The sequence below is a fragment of the Bradyrhizobium sp. STM 3566 genome, from assembly GCF_045571445.1.
Taxonomy (GTDB): domain Bacteria; phylum Pseudomonadota; class Alphaproteobacteria; order Rhizobiales; family Xanthobacteraceae; genus Bradyrhizobium; species Bradyrhizobium vignae.
Genome location: NZ_CP120692.1, coordinates 3085612 through 3098613, shown reverse-complemented (window position 1 = coordinate 3098613; position 13002 = coordinate 3085612). Strand labels below are relative to the sequence as shown.

Sequence of the window (13002 nt, the reverse complement as noted above, 5' to 3'; positions counted from 1 at the left end):
TTTCTCCGCCGTGCATGAAGCATACGCAATCTGCTCTTGGCATGGCGGTCGATGGGAGCCAACCGGCTCCCGGTCTTCCCCATAGGCGTTAAGGTAGCGCGAGCATCGATTGATACGGACGTTTTCGAGGAGGCTCGCGCAGGTGCCGCCCAAGCGCTCGCTTTCTGCGGCGAAAGCAACGGATGGTTGGTTGTGGAATGATCGCTTGTAGCAAGGATGCAACGAGTTGTTGCAAAACACGCCAAGCGCCAGGTGCCGTCAGGCGGCCTGCGTCCAGCGGGGAGAGTCCTCGAAGTCGCGGGCAAGCGGCTCGAGCAGCAGGATGATCAAGAGGTGTGCCAGCAAGTAGGGCTTGGCGGAGCGCGGATCGGTTCCAGGTGGCGTCTTGAGACCAATCAGACTCTTCAGTCGCTTGAAGCCAAGTTCGATGCGCCATCGCAGTCGATAGAGCGCGAGTACATCCTTGGTGGAGAACTCGTCCCGCGCGAGCGACGTGACCAGAATGACCCAATCCGCGGCTTCCAGAGTTTCTTTGGAGATGACGCGGTTTTCGTCTTGTGCGTCGCGCCGGGCTTTACGGCGCGAAGCCGCGACTGCACCGGCGGGCTTCTTGACTGCGACCAGACGCATAGCCAGAGGCGCACCGTCCTTGCGTTTGATCCAAATCCTCCGATCGATCAGTCCGTGCGCCTTCGCCGCACGCAATTGGGCCATCAGATCGAACGGAAGGCCTTTGGCATCAAGCCAACGTGCGTTCTTCCAGCCCGCTCGGATCAAAACGTCTGCCCCGGCGTCGCGCACAGCGGCGATGCGGTCAGGTTGTAGATAAGCGCGGTCAGCAATGCGGATCTCGTTCTTGACCACCGGTATCCGGTCAAACGTTTCGCCTTCTTGCTGATCTGTCAGCTCGAAGTGACCAAAGCGCTCATATGGCAGATCGAATGCACTATGAACGCGCCAAAGCTCACTGTTCCTGCGCGCAGCCGGTCCTGCCTGAGGCACTGTCGTCGCATCGATAATGCGGATCAGGCGGCCTCGGCTCGCTTTCGGGGCTGCCGCAGCGAGCAAGCCCTCCACCAGCACTGCAAACCAATCGCCACATTGACGCAGGCGATAGAACAACGCCACGCTGCTGAGGTCGGCAAGGCCAACAGAAGCGGCCCACGCGGCTGTCGATCTCAACCCTCTTTCACCCAGACAATAGGCCAGCATCAGCCGAAGTAACGCCACCGCATCTGGAATTTGGCGCCGCCGCACGAAAGCCTTCGTCTGGCGCGCACTTATTTCAAGCTGCGCAGCCCCGCCGAGCTGCGTAACCACTCTCGTCCAGTCCTCGTTCAGAAGCGATTCGTCTGCCATCCCGCCTTGGAATCACGTGTGATTCCAACACTCAAGAACAAACTTAACGCCTATGCGGTCTTCCCTGCGCCCTTGTGTCCCCGAAATCTGCCAGAATGTGGCAACGGGCGGTTGGATCAGAACCGCCCGTTGCCGGAACTGAGCCCGTTGCGCCCAAAGGCGACAGAGCCTGCTAAAGAGCAAGGGACAGCTCCGGTGTCTTCCTGAACCCGAACAGTTGCAAGGGCTGCGAGCCCGTACCAGGCAAGGAAGGGAGTGGATGATGACACAAGACGATCTGGTTGTCGTCGGCATCGATGTCGCTAAAGACAAGATTGATGCGTGCATTCGGACCGTAACGGAACGGAAGACTTGCCCAACAACCGCGGCGGGGCGACGGAGCTTGATTGCATGGCTTCGCAAGCATCAGGTCGGCAAGGCAGTGATGGAGGCAAGCGGCGGCTACGAGCGGGTATGGGCCAAGGCGTTGCGCCAAGCAGGGCTGGAAGTACGGATCGTCGATCCCAAACGGGTTCGCCACTTTGCGGAATCGGCGGGACGCCTTGCGAAAAATGACAAGATCGACGCGGAGATGATCTCCTGGTTCGCCGAGACATTCGGCGAGGCTCCCAGCCAAGTCGACAATCCCGCTCACGAGGAGATGAAGGCACTGGTGAAGGGACGCCAAGGCCTGCTTGACGTCAGGGCTCGCCTGGAAATGCAGAAGGAGCATGAGGCGCCGGCCCTTGTTCAGAAGGCTCGCGCGCGTCTTCTTAAGAAGCTGGCTGACGAAATCGCCGCGCTCGAGACCGCGATCGCGGCGACGATCAAGACAACGCCGGACTTTGCCAAACGCGCCGAGATCATCCAGAGCGTACCAGGCTTTGCTGAGGGGACCGCAATGGCGCTGCTTGGAGGACTACCGGAGCTGGGGCAGGTGAGCGACGAAGTTGCCGCCGCGTTGATGGGCGTTGCTCCTTATGACGATGATAGCGGCAAACGTCGAGGTGAACGCTGCATCAAGGGTGGCCGCCGCTGGGTGCGAAATGCCCTCTACATGCCCTGTGTCGGTGCCGCAACGCTGAACAATCCGGTGTTCAAGGCCTTCTACGAACGGCTGATTGCCAAGGGCAAGCCGCCAAAGGTCGCGATCGTCGCCTGCATGCGCAAGCTGATCATCATCCTCAACACCATGATCGCGCGCGGCGAGACGTGGGATCCGAAGAAATACAGGGTGGCCTGACGAGCGCGCCTATCTCGCGCTCGGACCTCGGCCGAGCGCATGCAAAGCCAACAGACCGGTGAGCGGACGGGGTCAAGGCCGTCAGCCGCCGCAGGCGGGGGCGCGCCAGCGCCAGCCTTGAGGCCGGCCGATCGCCGGGCTACTTCGCCACAGTTGCTCTTTCAATTGAGGGTGCATATTGCCTCAGATGACAATGTTACTGAAGCGCACCCTGGTGTCTTTCTGGATCGGCTGCCGCGAGTCGGAGCAAGCCGCTCGCGAAGCGCGCCCTCCAGAGCGCCGTAGCGAGCGAGCGGCTTGCGGTGCTTCGGCGAAAGAACCTGTCAGGATTAAATACGAAGGCGCGAAGCTTGGACCGATAGTGTGATCTCTGTGCTGCTGATGAGCTGTCGAGCGGCCTTTGATCGCCAATTCTTCACCAATCGCTGCACCGTGCGCCGCTGATGGCCGCTGAACCGACCGGGCGCATGCGCTTCCAGCCGGGAGAGAAGATCGACCGCGGACAAGTGCGGAGCCGCGGCGAGCCATTCCTCGATGATGGGAATGTAGGGGTCGAGCATCGATGGCCGACGTGGCACAGGCTTGCGCCGCACATAGCGACGACGATGAATGCCCCGCTGCTCACCCTGTTTCCAACCATCGCCGAGCTCTCGGGCAAAGGCCGCTAAGTCGCCATGCCCCTGCGCGACAGTCATCGCTGGCTTTCCAGCCCGTTGATCGACGCGCTTACCCAGCTCATTCTGAGCGTCCCGCATCTGTGCCAGCAATGCCACCGGATCAAGCGTCCGGTAAATCTCCCGCAGCCGACCTTTGAATGCCTCATTGAGCCTCGGGTGGACCAATGCTCTTTCGTACGGCGTAGCGGGAGGAAGATAGCGCTTGATCATCTTGGCACCTTCGCGGTGCTTCTCCTTCAGCTTAAACGAGGGCTGGAAGAAATTGATGTGCAGCCGTGCCGCCGCAAACAGGCGAGCTAATGAGCGAGCAGCATCAATGCCTTCAAACCGCCCGTAGCCCACCAGGCGGCGAACGATAGCTCCGTTCTTTTGTTCAACGAATGCCTGATCGTTCTTCTTGTAGGCCCTGGAACGAGTGACTTCGACATCGTGAGAACGGCACCACGACACGACCATGTCGTTCATGAAGGCGCTGTCGTTGTCAAAATCGAGCCCCCGAACGGGCCAGGGAAATAGGTTCTGCGCGCGCTCGAGAGCTTCGACCACAAGAGCTGCTTCACGCACGACGAGCGGAAAGCATTCGGTCCACCCCGTTGCGATATCCACCATTGTTAGCGTCTGAATGAACGCGCCGGATACGGACATGCCGCCGTGCGCAACCAGATCCGCTTCGCAGTACCCCGGCGGAGGTGATCCCCAGTCATTGAATGTACGCACCGGGACTTGCCGCCGTACGGCACTGGAAAAGCCCGCCCGCCGTCGGCGTCCTCCGGCTGCTGCGATCTTTACGTCGCTCAGCAGGCGATCGATCGTCGCCGCGCTCACCTTCAAAACCTTCGACCTCTCATCGGCAGAAAGCTTCAATCTGCCGTGCCGTTCAAGAGCCGGAAGCAAAAACGGGATCATCGCGACGAGCCGCTTACTGCAGAGCCGGTCAGAGGCGTCCCATAGCACAATCAGTGCAACGCGAATGGAAGCTCCGTAGGTCCGGCTCCGTCGCCGCGGCACGGCCGATCCCGATGCCCCGTCCACCGACAGTGCTCGGATAGCGTGCTTGCGATGCCATCCCGTAACGGCACACAGCTCGTCCAGGATCCGTGCCTTCTCGAGCCGTCCGCTCGCCCGATAACGCTCCACCAGCGCTGATGTGATCTCGCGCTTTGCGCGCATGCTGATCTTCCCTGCCATACCCGCCACCGAACTGATTCGGCAGCTCCGCCCCAGACACGACAGGGAAGTTGTCCGGTAACATTTTTACTGAGGCAATGCGGGGTGAGGCGACGAAGCAAAGCTCGGGCGAGATGAGCCGCGAGGATGCGAAGGCGTGTCTACAATTCAGATGCCGGCCGCAGAGCGACGCCGGCGCCACTTGCTCCGTCATTGCGCGGAGCGAAGCAATGCAGAGTCTTTTCGCGGATGCATTTCTGGATTGCTCCGCTCGCAATGACGATGTTGAGGCAGCCGTTCGCGAAGATTCAGGCCTCGTGCCCCGGACGCAGCGCAGCGCCCCTCTAGCGCTGCACTGCAGAGCCGGAGCCCATGCTGCAGCAAATGCCGCGGCCTGCTGGGTCCCGGCTCTGCGCCGCGACGCTTGCGCGCTGCAGCGCGTCTGGGACACCAGATCAACGTCATCCCCTCCCAGCCCTATTGCATCCCCAACAGGGCTTGTAACAAAACCGTCATGCAGCGAAACTAAACGAAGCTGGGAGCCGCGATCGCGGCCGAGCCGCCTCATCGCAGGGAGAGATTTGATGCGCCGTTCACTGGTGTTGCTGTCCGCCGGGCTGACGGTCCTGTCCACCGGACTTGCCTCGGCCCAGAACAACACGCCCCGCAATTTGATCCTGTTCATTCCGGACGGCCTGCGCGCGCTGAAGGTGACGCCGGAGACGGCCCCTGCAATGGCCGAGGTCCGCGACAAGGGCGTCAACTTCAAGAACCCGCACTCCCTCTTCCCGACCTTCACCATGGCCAACGGCTCGGCAATGTCGACCGGCCACTATCTCGGCGACACCGGCGTGTTCTCCAACACGATCTGGACCGGCTACACCTCGGCGCCGGCCGGCGACACCGTGGTCCCGTTCATCGAGAACGATGCCGTGCTCGGTGACATCGACGAGCATTTTAGGGGCGACTACCTCAACGAAGAGACCATCCTGAAGATGGCCCGCGACAAGGGCTTCAGCACCGCCGCGATCGGCAAGGTCGGCCCGACCTACCAGTTCGACCACACCGACAAGCCCGAGAAGGCGGGCCTGCATTCGGTCGTGTTCGACGATTCCACCGGCGGCAAGAATGGTGTGGCGCTGTCGGATGAGGTGAAGGACGCGCTGACCAAGGCCGGCCTGCCGCTCGCCACGCCGCCGCGCGGCGACAATTCCAAGGCGGGAGATGCCAAGACGCCGGGCACCACGGTCGCCAACGTCGCGCAGCAGGCTTATTTCGCCGACGTCGCCACCAAGGTGGTGCTGCCGATGTTCAAGGCGCGCAACAAGCCGTTCGTGCTGGTGTTCTGGTCGCGCGACCCGGACGGCACCCAGCACAACCAGGGCGACAGCCTCAACCAGATCATGCCCGGCATCAACGGCCCGAGCTCGATGGCGAGTATCAAGAACGCCGACAACAACCTCGCCACGATCCGCAAGGCGCTGGACGAGCTCGGGCTCGCCGCCAGCACCAACATCATGATCCAGGCCGACCACGGCTTCTCGACCATATCCAAGGAAAGCAAGACCAGCCCCTCGGCCAAGATCAGCTATGACGACACGCCGAAGGACTTTCTGCCGATGGGCTTTTTGGCGCTCGACCTCGCCAAGGCGCTCGACCTGCCCCTGTTCGATCCCAACGACAAGAACGCGAAGATCGAGGGCAACAAGCATCCCAAGGCCGGCAACGGCGTGCTCGGCAAGGATCCGGAGAAGCCCGATCTCGTCGTCGCCACCAATGGCGGCTCCGACCTGATCTACCTCCCCAACATGGACAAGAAGCTCGCCGCGAAGACCATCAAGGCGCTGCTCGAGCAGGACTACGTCTCCGGCCTGTTCGTCGAGGACTCGCTCGGCCGCTTCCCCGGGACGCTGCCGCTGTCGAGCATCAATCTGCGTGGCAAGGCGGCGACGCCGACGCCGTCGATCGTCGTCAACTTCCGCTCCTATGCCAGCGATTGCGGCGAGGCGCCGACCAACTGCTCGGTCCAGGTGGCCGACACCGTGCTGCGCCAGGGCCAGGGCATGCATGGCAGCTTCAGCCGGGGCGACACCATGAACTTCATGGCCGCGATCGGGCCGGACTTCAAAGCTGGCTATGTCGACGAGATTCCGGTCAGCAATGCCGACGTCGGCATGACGGCCGCCCAGCTCATGGGCCTGCGCGGCTCGCATAATGGTGGCCTGATCGGCCGCGTGATGTCGGAGGCCATGCCCAACGGCATCGTACCGAAGGCCTATGTTGGCACGCTGAAGTCCAAGCCCGCCGAGGGCGGCCTGATGACCGTGCTGAACTTCCAGCGCGTCGGCAGCCAGCGCTATTTCGATGCCGCCGGTTTTCCCGGGCGCACGCTGGGACTCGAGCCTGACGCCGTCAAACAAAAAACGGCGGGGAAATGACCCCGCCGTTCCCGCGCGTCATCGAGTGACGCACAAGATCTTACATGCCCAGTCTCTTACATCCCGATGTCGAACACGTTCGGCAATTGGCCCGCCAGAGGCAGCGCGGTGGCGCCCAGGAAGGTCGCCACCATCGCCATGAGGCGCCGGTTGCTCTGGCGCTTGCCGCGCATCTGGCGGGCAATCCACTCCAGCATCTCGCTGTTGACCTTGGAGGCATAGGACGGCGCCCAGCTCTCGATCTCGGTGTCGGCGGACAGCGCGACGCTGCGCGGCGGCACCTTCAGGCCCGAGGCGCTGGCGGCATAATGGGCAACGGCCTTGGCGAGCAGGTCGTCGAACCGGCCACCGTCAGTCCGTTCGGTCGCGGCCTCGTTGATCTCGAACAGAACTTCGGCCTCGGCGCGGCTGACGGGCTGGTCGTTGACGGCGGTCGCGGTCAGGATACGCATGCACCAGGCGGCGTCGTCGGCATCGAGCGAACGGGAGAAATGTACCCTTCCCTTGGTCGTTGGGCCTTCGCCCGTGATCACGCCGTCGCGCACAATGCTCAGCGCATGGGCCGCGGTGTCGCGGCAGGACGGTTCTAGAGACGACGACTCGGTAGGCTTAGGCGCAGCGGCAGACATAGTGCACTTCCAGACTTCTTCTGATCGGCCAGCATTTTCATACCGGCGTAAAGGGGTGGTTAACGATTCGATATGGGGATCGCGACTTCTCTAGATGGTTGCCAATTGGTCGCGGTCAGGACCAATTTGGTTCTAGGACGCGCCGGGCGGGCGTGATGGAAGTGATAAAAGGCATTATCGGGGCAATCGAGTCCCGTGCGGCTCCCGTGGAGATGTTTCGTCGCAGGCGCCGCTGTAACAGAAAGGTGCTAGGAAATCGGCTGTTCAAAGATGGAATTCACATTTTACTTGAGCCGGTTCACTTGGCGTTCACTTGGCCTCGCCAAGCCATTATACTGGGTACGACGGCCAGACATTAATTCACAAGCAAATTCAATATGATGAGGTAGAACCATGACACTTCCGATCGGCGCCACCGCCCCCGACTTCGAAGCCGAGACTACCGAAGGGAAGATCAAGTTCCATGACTGGATCGGCAACAGCTGGGCACTCTTGTTCTCGCACCCGAAGGACTTCACGCCGGTTTGTACGACTGAGCTTGGCGCTCTCGCCAAATTGAAGCCGGAGTTCGACAAGCGCGGCGTCAAGCTGATGGGCCTCTCGGTCGATCCGGTCGACCGTCATTCCAAATGGTCGGAGGACATCAAGGAGACCCAAGGCGCAGCGCCGAACTATCCGATGATCGGCGACACCGATTTCAACGTCTCCAAGCTCTACGGCATGCTGCCCGCCTCGACCTCGGGCGATCCCCTCACCCGCACGCCGGCCGACAACCAGACCGTCCGCAACGTCTTCGTCATCGGGCCGGACAAGAAGATCAAGCTGGTGCTGGTCTACCCGATGACCACCGGGCGGAACTTCCAGGAGATCCTGCGCGCCATCGACTCGCTGCAGCTCACCGCCAAGCATCGCGTCGCGACGCCGGCCGACTGGACCCAGGGCGAAGACGTCATCATTGCGGGCTCGGTCTCCAATGACGAGGCCAAGACGATCTACCCGCAGGGCTGGAAGGAGCCGAAGCCCTACATTCGCATCGTGCCGCAGCCGAAGTGACTTTTGGCGGTCGCGTATAACGGCCGCCAAAGTCGAAGGACCAGACCTCAGGTGCGCAATCGCGCACCGGGGGATCTCGAGATTCCGGGTTCGGTCCTACGGACCGCCCCGGAATGACCGGGCTGAATTGCGCCGCGTACACGCGGTCGAGGAAGCTCTCCACCAAGGCCTTCAAATGCAGGCTCTCGGCCGGCCCCCCGTAATTCCTGCATATTCGTGCAATCGGCTCACGGCCGCATAAGCGGCCGTTCGCATTGCCGCAATACTTTCCCAAACGTAAACGAGGACCCCCTGAAGGCTTACCTGCGAAGCCGATCCGCCAGCCCTGGCAGGCGGTGCGGGCGCGCCCGGAGACGGCTCCGGAGACGCCTACCCTCGTCGCTTCGCTGCGCGCCGGCCCGGATGGTGCTTGCCCTTGGGATCGCGGAATTCACTGCGATGGCCGCGCCGGTCCTCGGCGTTGAAGCGCTTCCGCTTTTCCGGTGAGCCGAACTGCTTGATCACCCGTTTGCCGTTGACCTTCTTGATCACATAGCCGCCCTCGGTCATCGTGAAAGGCGCCTTGAGCGACCCCATATGATCGAACTTGGTGCCGCGGGGATGTTCGAAGGGCTCGAACCAGGACGGATAGACGAAGTTCGACATCGGAAAGCCGCTGACGATGAACGACTCCTCCTCCACGGCGTCGCAAACCTCGTAGGCATATTGGGTGTGCCGGGTCTTGTCGGCCCACAGATTGGCCATGGGGTCGAGCACCATCTCGAACAGCTCGTGCGATGCGGCGAGGCTGACCGGCTCGTCCTCGCCGAGCGTCTTCAGGAATATCTTCGATATCGGCTGTCCCTGATGCGTCAGCTCGTGCCGGCCGAGGAAGTTCTCGTGGGTGGCGTCGTCGAAATAGACCAGCTGCCAGTCCGTCGGCTTCGGCTTGCGGGTGACGTCGAGATCGACGGGATAGCCCCACACGGGGAGGAAATGCTCGTCGTAGCATTTCTGGAGCGCCGCCGTGAGCCTTCCCATCATTCGGTCGCTCATCATCTCCTCTGCGTAGTTGATACAGGCAATCCGGACCGGCTTCATAGACCTGCCGAGCAGTGCACGCCGTGCTTTCGTCATGGACATCACCGTGCTGAAAAGAAATGGGTTGAATGCTCCACTCTAGCACGCAATGGTCAACACACGTCAGGGGTGTGAGTGCTGGAAACTGCTATGAGCGTCGATTGACCACAAAGACCGCTGCGGCACAGAGCGCCATTCCGGCAATGGCAATCGCGTCGAGCTTTTCGCCGAACAGCAGATAGGCCATCAGCGCCGTCACGGCCGGCACCAGGTAGAACAGGCTCGCGACCGAGGTTGCGGCGGCATGGCGGATCAGCCAGTACAATAGCCCGATAGAGCCAATCGAGAGCGCCACGGCGAGCCAGGCGAGCGCCAGCACGAATTCCCGCGTCCAGTGCACCACGCGATCTTCGAACAGGAAGGCGCCGATTGCGAAGAAAATGGTGACGGATAGGTATTGCACGAGATTGCCAGCGCGCCAGTCGATGTGATTGCAGTAACGGCGCTGGTAGAGCGTGCCGAGCGTGATGCTGATCAGAGAGACCACCGAGGCGAGCCAACCGAGCCCGGCCTCGCCGGTCATCGGACGGTTGTGCAGGATCAGCACGACGCCGCCGAGTCCGAGCACGAGGCCAGCCCATTGCACCGGCGTCACCTTCTCGCCAAGCCACCGATTGGCGATGGTCGAAGTCAGGATCGGCTGCAGGCCCGGAATCAGGGCCGAAAGGCCGGCTGGAATCGAATGCGCGATCGCAATCGCGGTGCCGCCGAGATAGAAGCCGTGGACCAGGATGCCGGCGACCGCGCTGTGTGCAATGCCGGCGCGATCAGGCCATTTCGGCCGCGCGATGGCTGCGATGATCGCCATCAAGCCGACCACGATCGCCATGCGGATGGCGAGATAGGTCAACGGATCGGCGTTGTTGACGACGTATTTGGTGCCGATGAAGCCGGTACTCCAGAGCAGCACGAACAGGATCGGCGCGGCGCGGGCGGTCAGGGCTTCTTGATTATGATTCATTGCCGCCCTCATTGCCTCACCGGCGGCTATGCGGCAATGCGAATTTCGTCCTGATGATGCTGCGCTGCGACGGACGACAGCGGCCTAGCTCAGCCGTTCACCACTCTTCCGGACAGGGATTGACGATCCTCCAGAGTTCGACGCCGTTCTTGATCTTCTTCATGTCGGTGGTGAGCCCGCCATTGCGACGAATCCAGTCCTTCACCGTGTCGGGGTAGTAGGACATGAGATCGGAGGTGCCCTCGGCGCTGGTGACCTTGATGCCGAAGGTGAAGGCCTTGTCGTAATAGGCCTGATGGAAGCCGAGGCTGGCGCGCGGCGTCACGCAGATCTTGTTCATCGGCACGATGCCGAGCACGAGCGTGCAGGCCGAATTGCAGATGCCGTCGATGATGACGCGCTCGCCCTTCTCGCGCACGCGCTTGTACTTGGCCTTGTACTCCTCGACGTAGCCGCCATGGTCGCGGGTAATGTGCAGCTCGGCGCGTGCTGGCGCGGCAGCGGCGAGGCAGAGCAACAGCAGGCTCAGAAGCGTGATGCGCATGGCGAGGTGACGGCGATGGCCTTCAGGAATGGATCGGCTCGAAGGACCCCTCAATATGATCCCTGGCGCCGACGACAGGATTCTCAACCGAATAGTCTTTGGTCATACTTGTGTGGGGAATTCGTTAAGCATCCCGAAAAGGCCAAAAATGGGCAGCTTTCGACCGCATGTCCGGCAACTCTGTCACACCTGTCCGGAAATCTGCGGGACTGGTCATGATTTCGGGCCTTCGGAGCGGTGCCTGACTGCCCGAAATTGCTATATATAAATGACTGACTTATTCGAGCGGGTTCCGGAGAATCGAGATGAGCAAGTTGACGCTTGTAGCCGCGGTTGCGGCCCTGATGGCTGCAGTCCTGGCCCCTGGCCTCGCGGAGGCACGCGGACATCACCGGTACCACCGCTCCTACGCCAACCCGCTGCCCTACCCGATCAGCTATCTGCACAATTACGGACCCGGCATCACCCCCGGCACCTTCGCCTATTACGACGGTCCGTCGACCAACCACTGCTACCGCGGCGCGGCCGCCTATATCGGCCAGGACGGCCGGCGGCACCCCTGCTACTGAGGCGCCGCGCGTCCCTTCCGCGGGCGTCCCTATTTCGCGGCGCCAGACCGCAGCAATTGCTTCTCGATCTCGTAGACCGGCAGCTTGACGAGGTCCTTGCTGATCTCGCCCTGAAGCGCTTTGCGCACCAGATCCGAATAGTCGGCGCGGATCATGCCGAGCGCGCGCGGTGAGGCGACCAAGGTCAGGGCCTTGGTCTCGCCGGAGCTGACCGCAGTATCGAGCCGGCCGGCCAATCCCCGCAAGAAGGCGCGCTCGGCCTCGTCGTGCCAATCGGTCTGCTCGACCGAGCTGCGCGACCCGCCGGCCGCCGGGTGCACCCGGCCTGGCGCATCGCTGCCTTGCGCGGCGGTCGAGGGGTTGGACTGCTCGTGCACTTCTCTGGTGTGGAGGTTCGGAAACATCTCGTCGCCGAGGTTTTCCAGAATGAGCGCCTTGCGCCCGTCGCACACGACCAGCCAGTCACCCTTTTCCATTCTCATCTTGTCCATCACAACTTCTCCTTGACGCTTGCAGACGCCGCATCCGGCCTCAGAGCTGTTCTCCGAATTCCTCGAAGGACTTGCCGAACTGCGTCATCGCCTCTTCCAAATAGTCGGCGGGCATTGGCGTGCCGATCGGGTAGGAGGCAGTGCGCTGGTTGTGCGCCTGCGCGGCCTGAGCGCGCAGTTCGCGCCAATCGGAGAGATCGCCGTCGCCGCGGCCGAGCCATGTCAGCGCATCCAGCTCACCTTGCTCGGCAGCAGGCACTACGCCGCCGCCAGGTCGGCAACACTTAGAGCCAAGGCAAACTTGCGAATTGCGCAAGATCAAGGTCTAAGAGACCGCCTGGCCCTGCAGCCTACGCCAGCTGGCGGGCTGGGATCAGGGCCGACCAGCTGGCTGAAGGTTTGTTCATCAGTATTACATTTCGGTTCCGCCACAATTTGAGCAGAACAGCTTCGATAGTCTGCATCGTGCAAGCGGAGGAAGACATCATGAATTTCAAGACTGGCCTCGTCGCCGCGTCCCTGTTCGGCGGCCTCGCGGCAACGTCGGCGGCATCCGCCATGCCCATCGCGCCTGCACCTGCCAGACCGCAGGCCTCCGGCGTCGAGCAGGTCCGCATGGTCTGCGACGCCTGGGGACAGTGCTGGTGGCGCCCGAACTACTATGGGTATTACGGGCCACGGCCATATTACGGCCCGCGGTATTATGGGCCGCGCTATTACGGTCCGCGCTATTATGGCCATTACGGCTATCGCCGCTGGTGACGTTTGAAGGG

General features: G+C 62.0%; 13 protein-coding genes. 5 read left to right on the top strand and 8 right to left on the bottom strand.

What is annotated here, in order from left to right:
- Nucleotides 1-258: 258 nt before the first annotated feature.
- Nucleotides 259-1359: an IS4 family transposase gene (locus P6U27_RS14855; RefSeq protein ID WP_122402213.1), complete on the bottom strand. Its 1101-nt coding sequence runs from the start codon at nucleotides 1357-1359 to the stop codon at nucleotides 259-261.
- Nucleotides 1360-1618: 259 nt separating this feature from the next.
- On the opposite strand from P6U27_RS14855, the gene P6U27_RS14850 reads away from it, so the two are divergent.
- Nucleotides 1619-2581 (top strand): IS110 family transposase, encoded by a 963-nt coding sequence (locus tag P6U27_RS14850; RefSeq protein WP_244607735.1) that lies wholly within the window; start codon nucleotides 1619-1621, stop codon nucleotides 2579-2581.
- 329 nt (nucleotides 2582-2910) lie between these two features.
- On the opposite strand, the gene P6U27_RS14845 is transcribed toward P6U27_RS14850, so the two are convergent.
- Nucleotides 2911-4446 (bottom strand): DDE-type integrase/transposase/recombinase, encoded by a 1536-nt coding sequence (locus P6U27_RS14845; protein WP_407194264.1) that lies wholly within the window; start codon nucleotides 4444-4446, stop codon nucleotides 2911-2913.
- Nucleotides 4447-5009: 563 nt separating this feature from the next.
- Here P6U27_RS14845 and P6U27_RS14840 point away from each other — a divergent pair.
- Nucleotides 5010-6863 carry an alkaline phosphatase family protein gene (locus tag P6U27_RS14840; protein ID WP_122402759.1) on the top strand — a complete coding sequence of 618 codons (1854 nt, stop codon included), beginning with the start codon at nucleotides 5010-5012 and terminating at the stop codon, nucleotides 6861-6863.
- Nucleotides 6864-6919: 56 nt separating this feature from the next.
- On the opposite strand, the gene P6U27_RS14835 is transcribed toward P6U27_RS14840, so the two are convergent.
- Entirely contained in the window at nucleotides 6920-7492 is a 573-nt protein-coding gene (locus P6U27_RS14835) for a hypothetical protein (protein ID WP_122402758.1), read from the bottom strand.
- 393 nt (nucleotides 7493-7885) lie between these two features.
- Between P6U27_RS14835 and P6U27_RS14830 the strand changes: the two genes are divergently transcribed.
- Nucleotides 7886-8545 carry a peroxiredoxin gene (locus P6U27_RS14830; RefSeq protein ID WP_122402757.1) on the top strand — a complete coding sequence of 220 codons (660 nt, stop codon included), beginning with the start codon at nucleotides 7886-7888 and terminating at the stop codon, nucleotides 8543-8545.
- A gap of 369 nt (nucleotides 8546-8914) precedes the next feature.
- Here the strand turns inward: P6U27_RS14830 and P6U27_RS14825 are convergent, their stop codons facing one another.
- The 3 genes from P6U27_RS14825 to P6U27_RS14815 all read right to left on the bottom strand — a co-directional run bounded on the left by P6U27_RS14825 (nucleotide 8915) and on the right by P6U27_RS14815 (nucleotide 11169).
- Nucleotides 8915-9661, bottom strand: a complete 747-nt coding sequence (locus P6U27_RS14825) for a hypothetical protein (protein ID WP_162500234.1) — start codon at nucleotides 9659-9661, stop codon at nucleotides 8915-8917.
- A gap of 91 nt (nucleotides 9662-9752) precedes the next feature.
- A complete protein-coding gene (locus P6U27_RS14820) occupies nucleotides 9753-10625 on the bottom strand; it encodes a DMT family transporter (protein WP_122402755.1) in 873 nt (290 codons plus the stop codon).
- 97 nt (nucleotides 10626-10722) lie between these two features.
- Entirely contained in the window at nucleotides 10723-11169 is a 447-nt protein-coding gene (locus P6U27_RS14815) for a hypothetical protein (RefSeq protein ID WP_122402754.1), read from the bottom strand.
- Between the two features lie 305 nt (nucleotides 11170-11474).
- Between P6U27_RS14815 and P6U27_RS14810 the strand changes: the two genes are divergently transcribed.
- Nucleotides 11475-11738, top strand: a complete 264-nt coding sequence (locus P6U27_RS14810; RefSeq protein WP_407194263.1) for a hypothetical protein — start codon at nucleotides 11475-11477, stop codon at nucleotides 11736-11738.
- 29 nt (nucleotides 11739-11767) lie between these two features.
- On the opposite strand, the gene P6U27_RS14805 is transcribed toward P6U27_RS14810, so the two are convergent.
- Together P6U27_RS14805 and P6U27_RS14800 are read right to left on the bottom strand one after the other, a co-directional pair.
- Nucleotides 11768-12229: a host attachment protein gene (locus P6U27_RS14805; RefSeq protein ID WP_122402752.1), complete on the bottom strand. Its 462-nt coding sequence runs from the start codon at nucleotides 12227-12229 to the stop codon at nucleotides 11768-11770.
- Between the two features lie 40 nt (nucleotides 12230-12269).
- Complete coding sequence (locus tag P6U27_RS14800) at nucleotides 12270-12488, bottom strand: DUF3775 domain-containing protein (RefSeq protein ID WP_376707320.1); 219 nt, start codon at nucleotides 12486-12488, stop codon at nucleotides 12270-12272.
- Nucleotides 12489-12715: 227 nt separating this feature from the next.
- On the opposite strand from P6U27_RS14800, the gene P6U27_RS14795 reads away from it, so the two are divergent.
- Complete coding sequence (locus tag P6U27_RS14795) at nucleotides 12716-12991, top strand: hypothetical protein (RefSeq protein WP_122406606.1); 276 nt, start codon at nucleotides 12716-12718, stop codon at nucleotides 12989-12991.
- The last annotated feature ends 11 nt before the right edge of the window (nucleotides 12992-13002 follow it).

Bases quoted from the DNA above. Each gene is read 5' to 3' on its own strand.
- P6U27_RS14810 (WP_407194263.1), top strand. From the start codon at position 11,475: ATGAGCAAGTTGACGCTTGTAGCCGCGGTTGCGGCCCTGATGGCTGCA.
- P6U27_RS14825 (WP_162500234.1), bottom strand. From the start codon at position 9,661: ATGACGAAAGCACGGCGTGCACTGCTCGGCAGGTCTATGAAGCCGGTC.
- P6U27_RS14855 (WP_122402213.1), bottom strand. From the start codon at position 1,359: ATGGCAGACGAATCGCTTCTGAACGAGGACTGGACGAGAGTGGTTACG.
- P6U27_RS14845 (WP_407194264.1), bottom strand. From the start codon at position 4,446: ATGGCAGGGAAGATCAGCATGCGCGCAAAGCGCGAGATCACATCAGCG.
- P6U27_RS14805 (WP_122402752.1), bottom strand. From the start codon at position 12,229: ATGGACAAGATGAGAATGGAAAAGGGTGACTGGCTGGTCGTGTGCGAC.
- P6U27_RS14850 (WP_244607735.1), top strand. From the start codon at position 1,619: ATGATGACACAAGACGATCTGGTTGTCGTCGGCATCGATGTCGCTAAA.
- P6U27_RS14830 (WP_122402757.1), top strand. From the start codon at position 7,886: ATGACACTTCCGATCGGCGCCACCGCCCCCGACTTCGAAGCCGAGACT.
- P6U27_RS14820 (WP_122402755.1), bottom strand. From the start codon at position 10,625: ATGAATCATAATCAAGAAGCCCTGACCGCCCGCGCCGCGCCGATCCTG.
- P6U27_RS14835 (WP_122402758.1), bottom strand. From the start codon at position 7,492: ATGTCTGCCGCTGCGCCTAAGCCTACCGAGTCGTCGTCTCTAGAACCG.
- P6U27_RS14815 (WP_122402754.1), bottom strand. From the start codon at position 11,169: ATGCGCATCACGCTTCTGAGCCTGCTGTTGCTCTGCCTCGCCGCTGCC.
- P6U27_RS14795 (WP_122406606.1), top strand. From the start codon at position 12,716: ATGAATTTCAAGACTGGCCTCGTCGCCGCGTCCCTGTTCGGCGGCCTC.
- P6U27_RS14840 (WP_122402759.1), top strand. From the start codon at position 5,010: ATGCGCCGTTCACTGGTGTTGCTGTCCGCCGGGCTGACGGTCCTGTCC.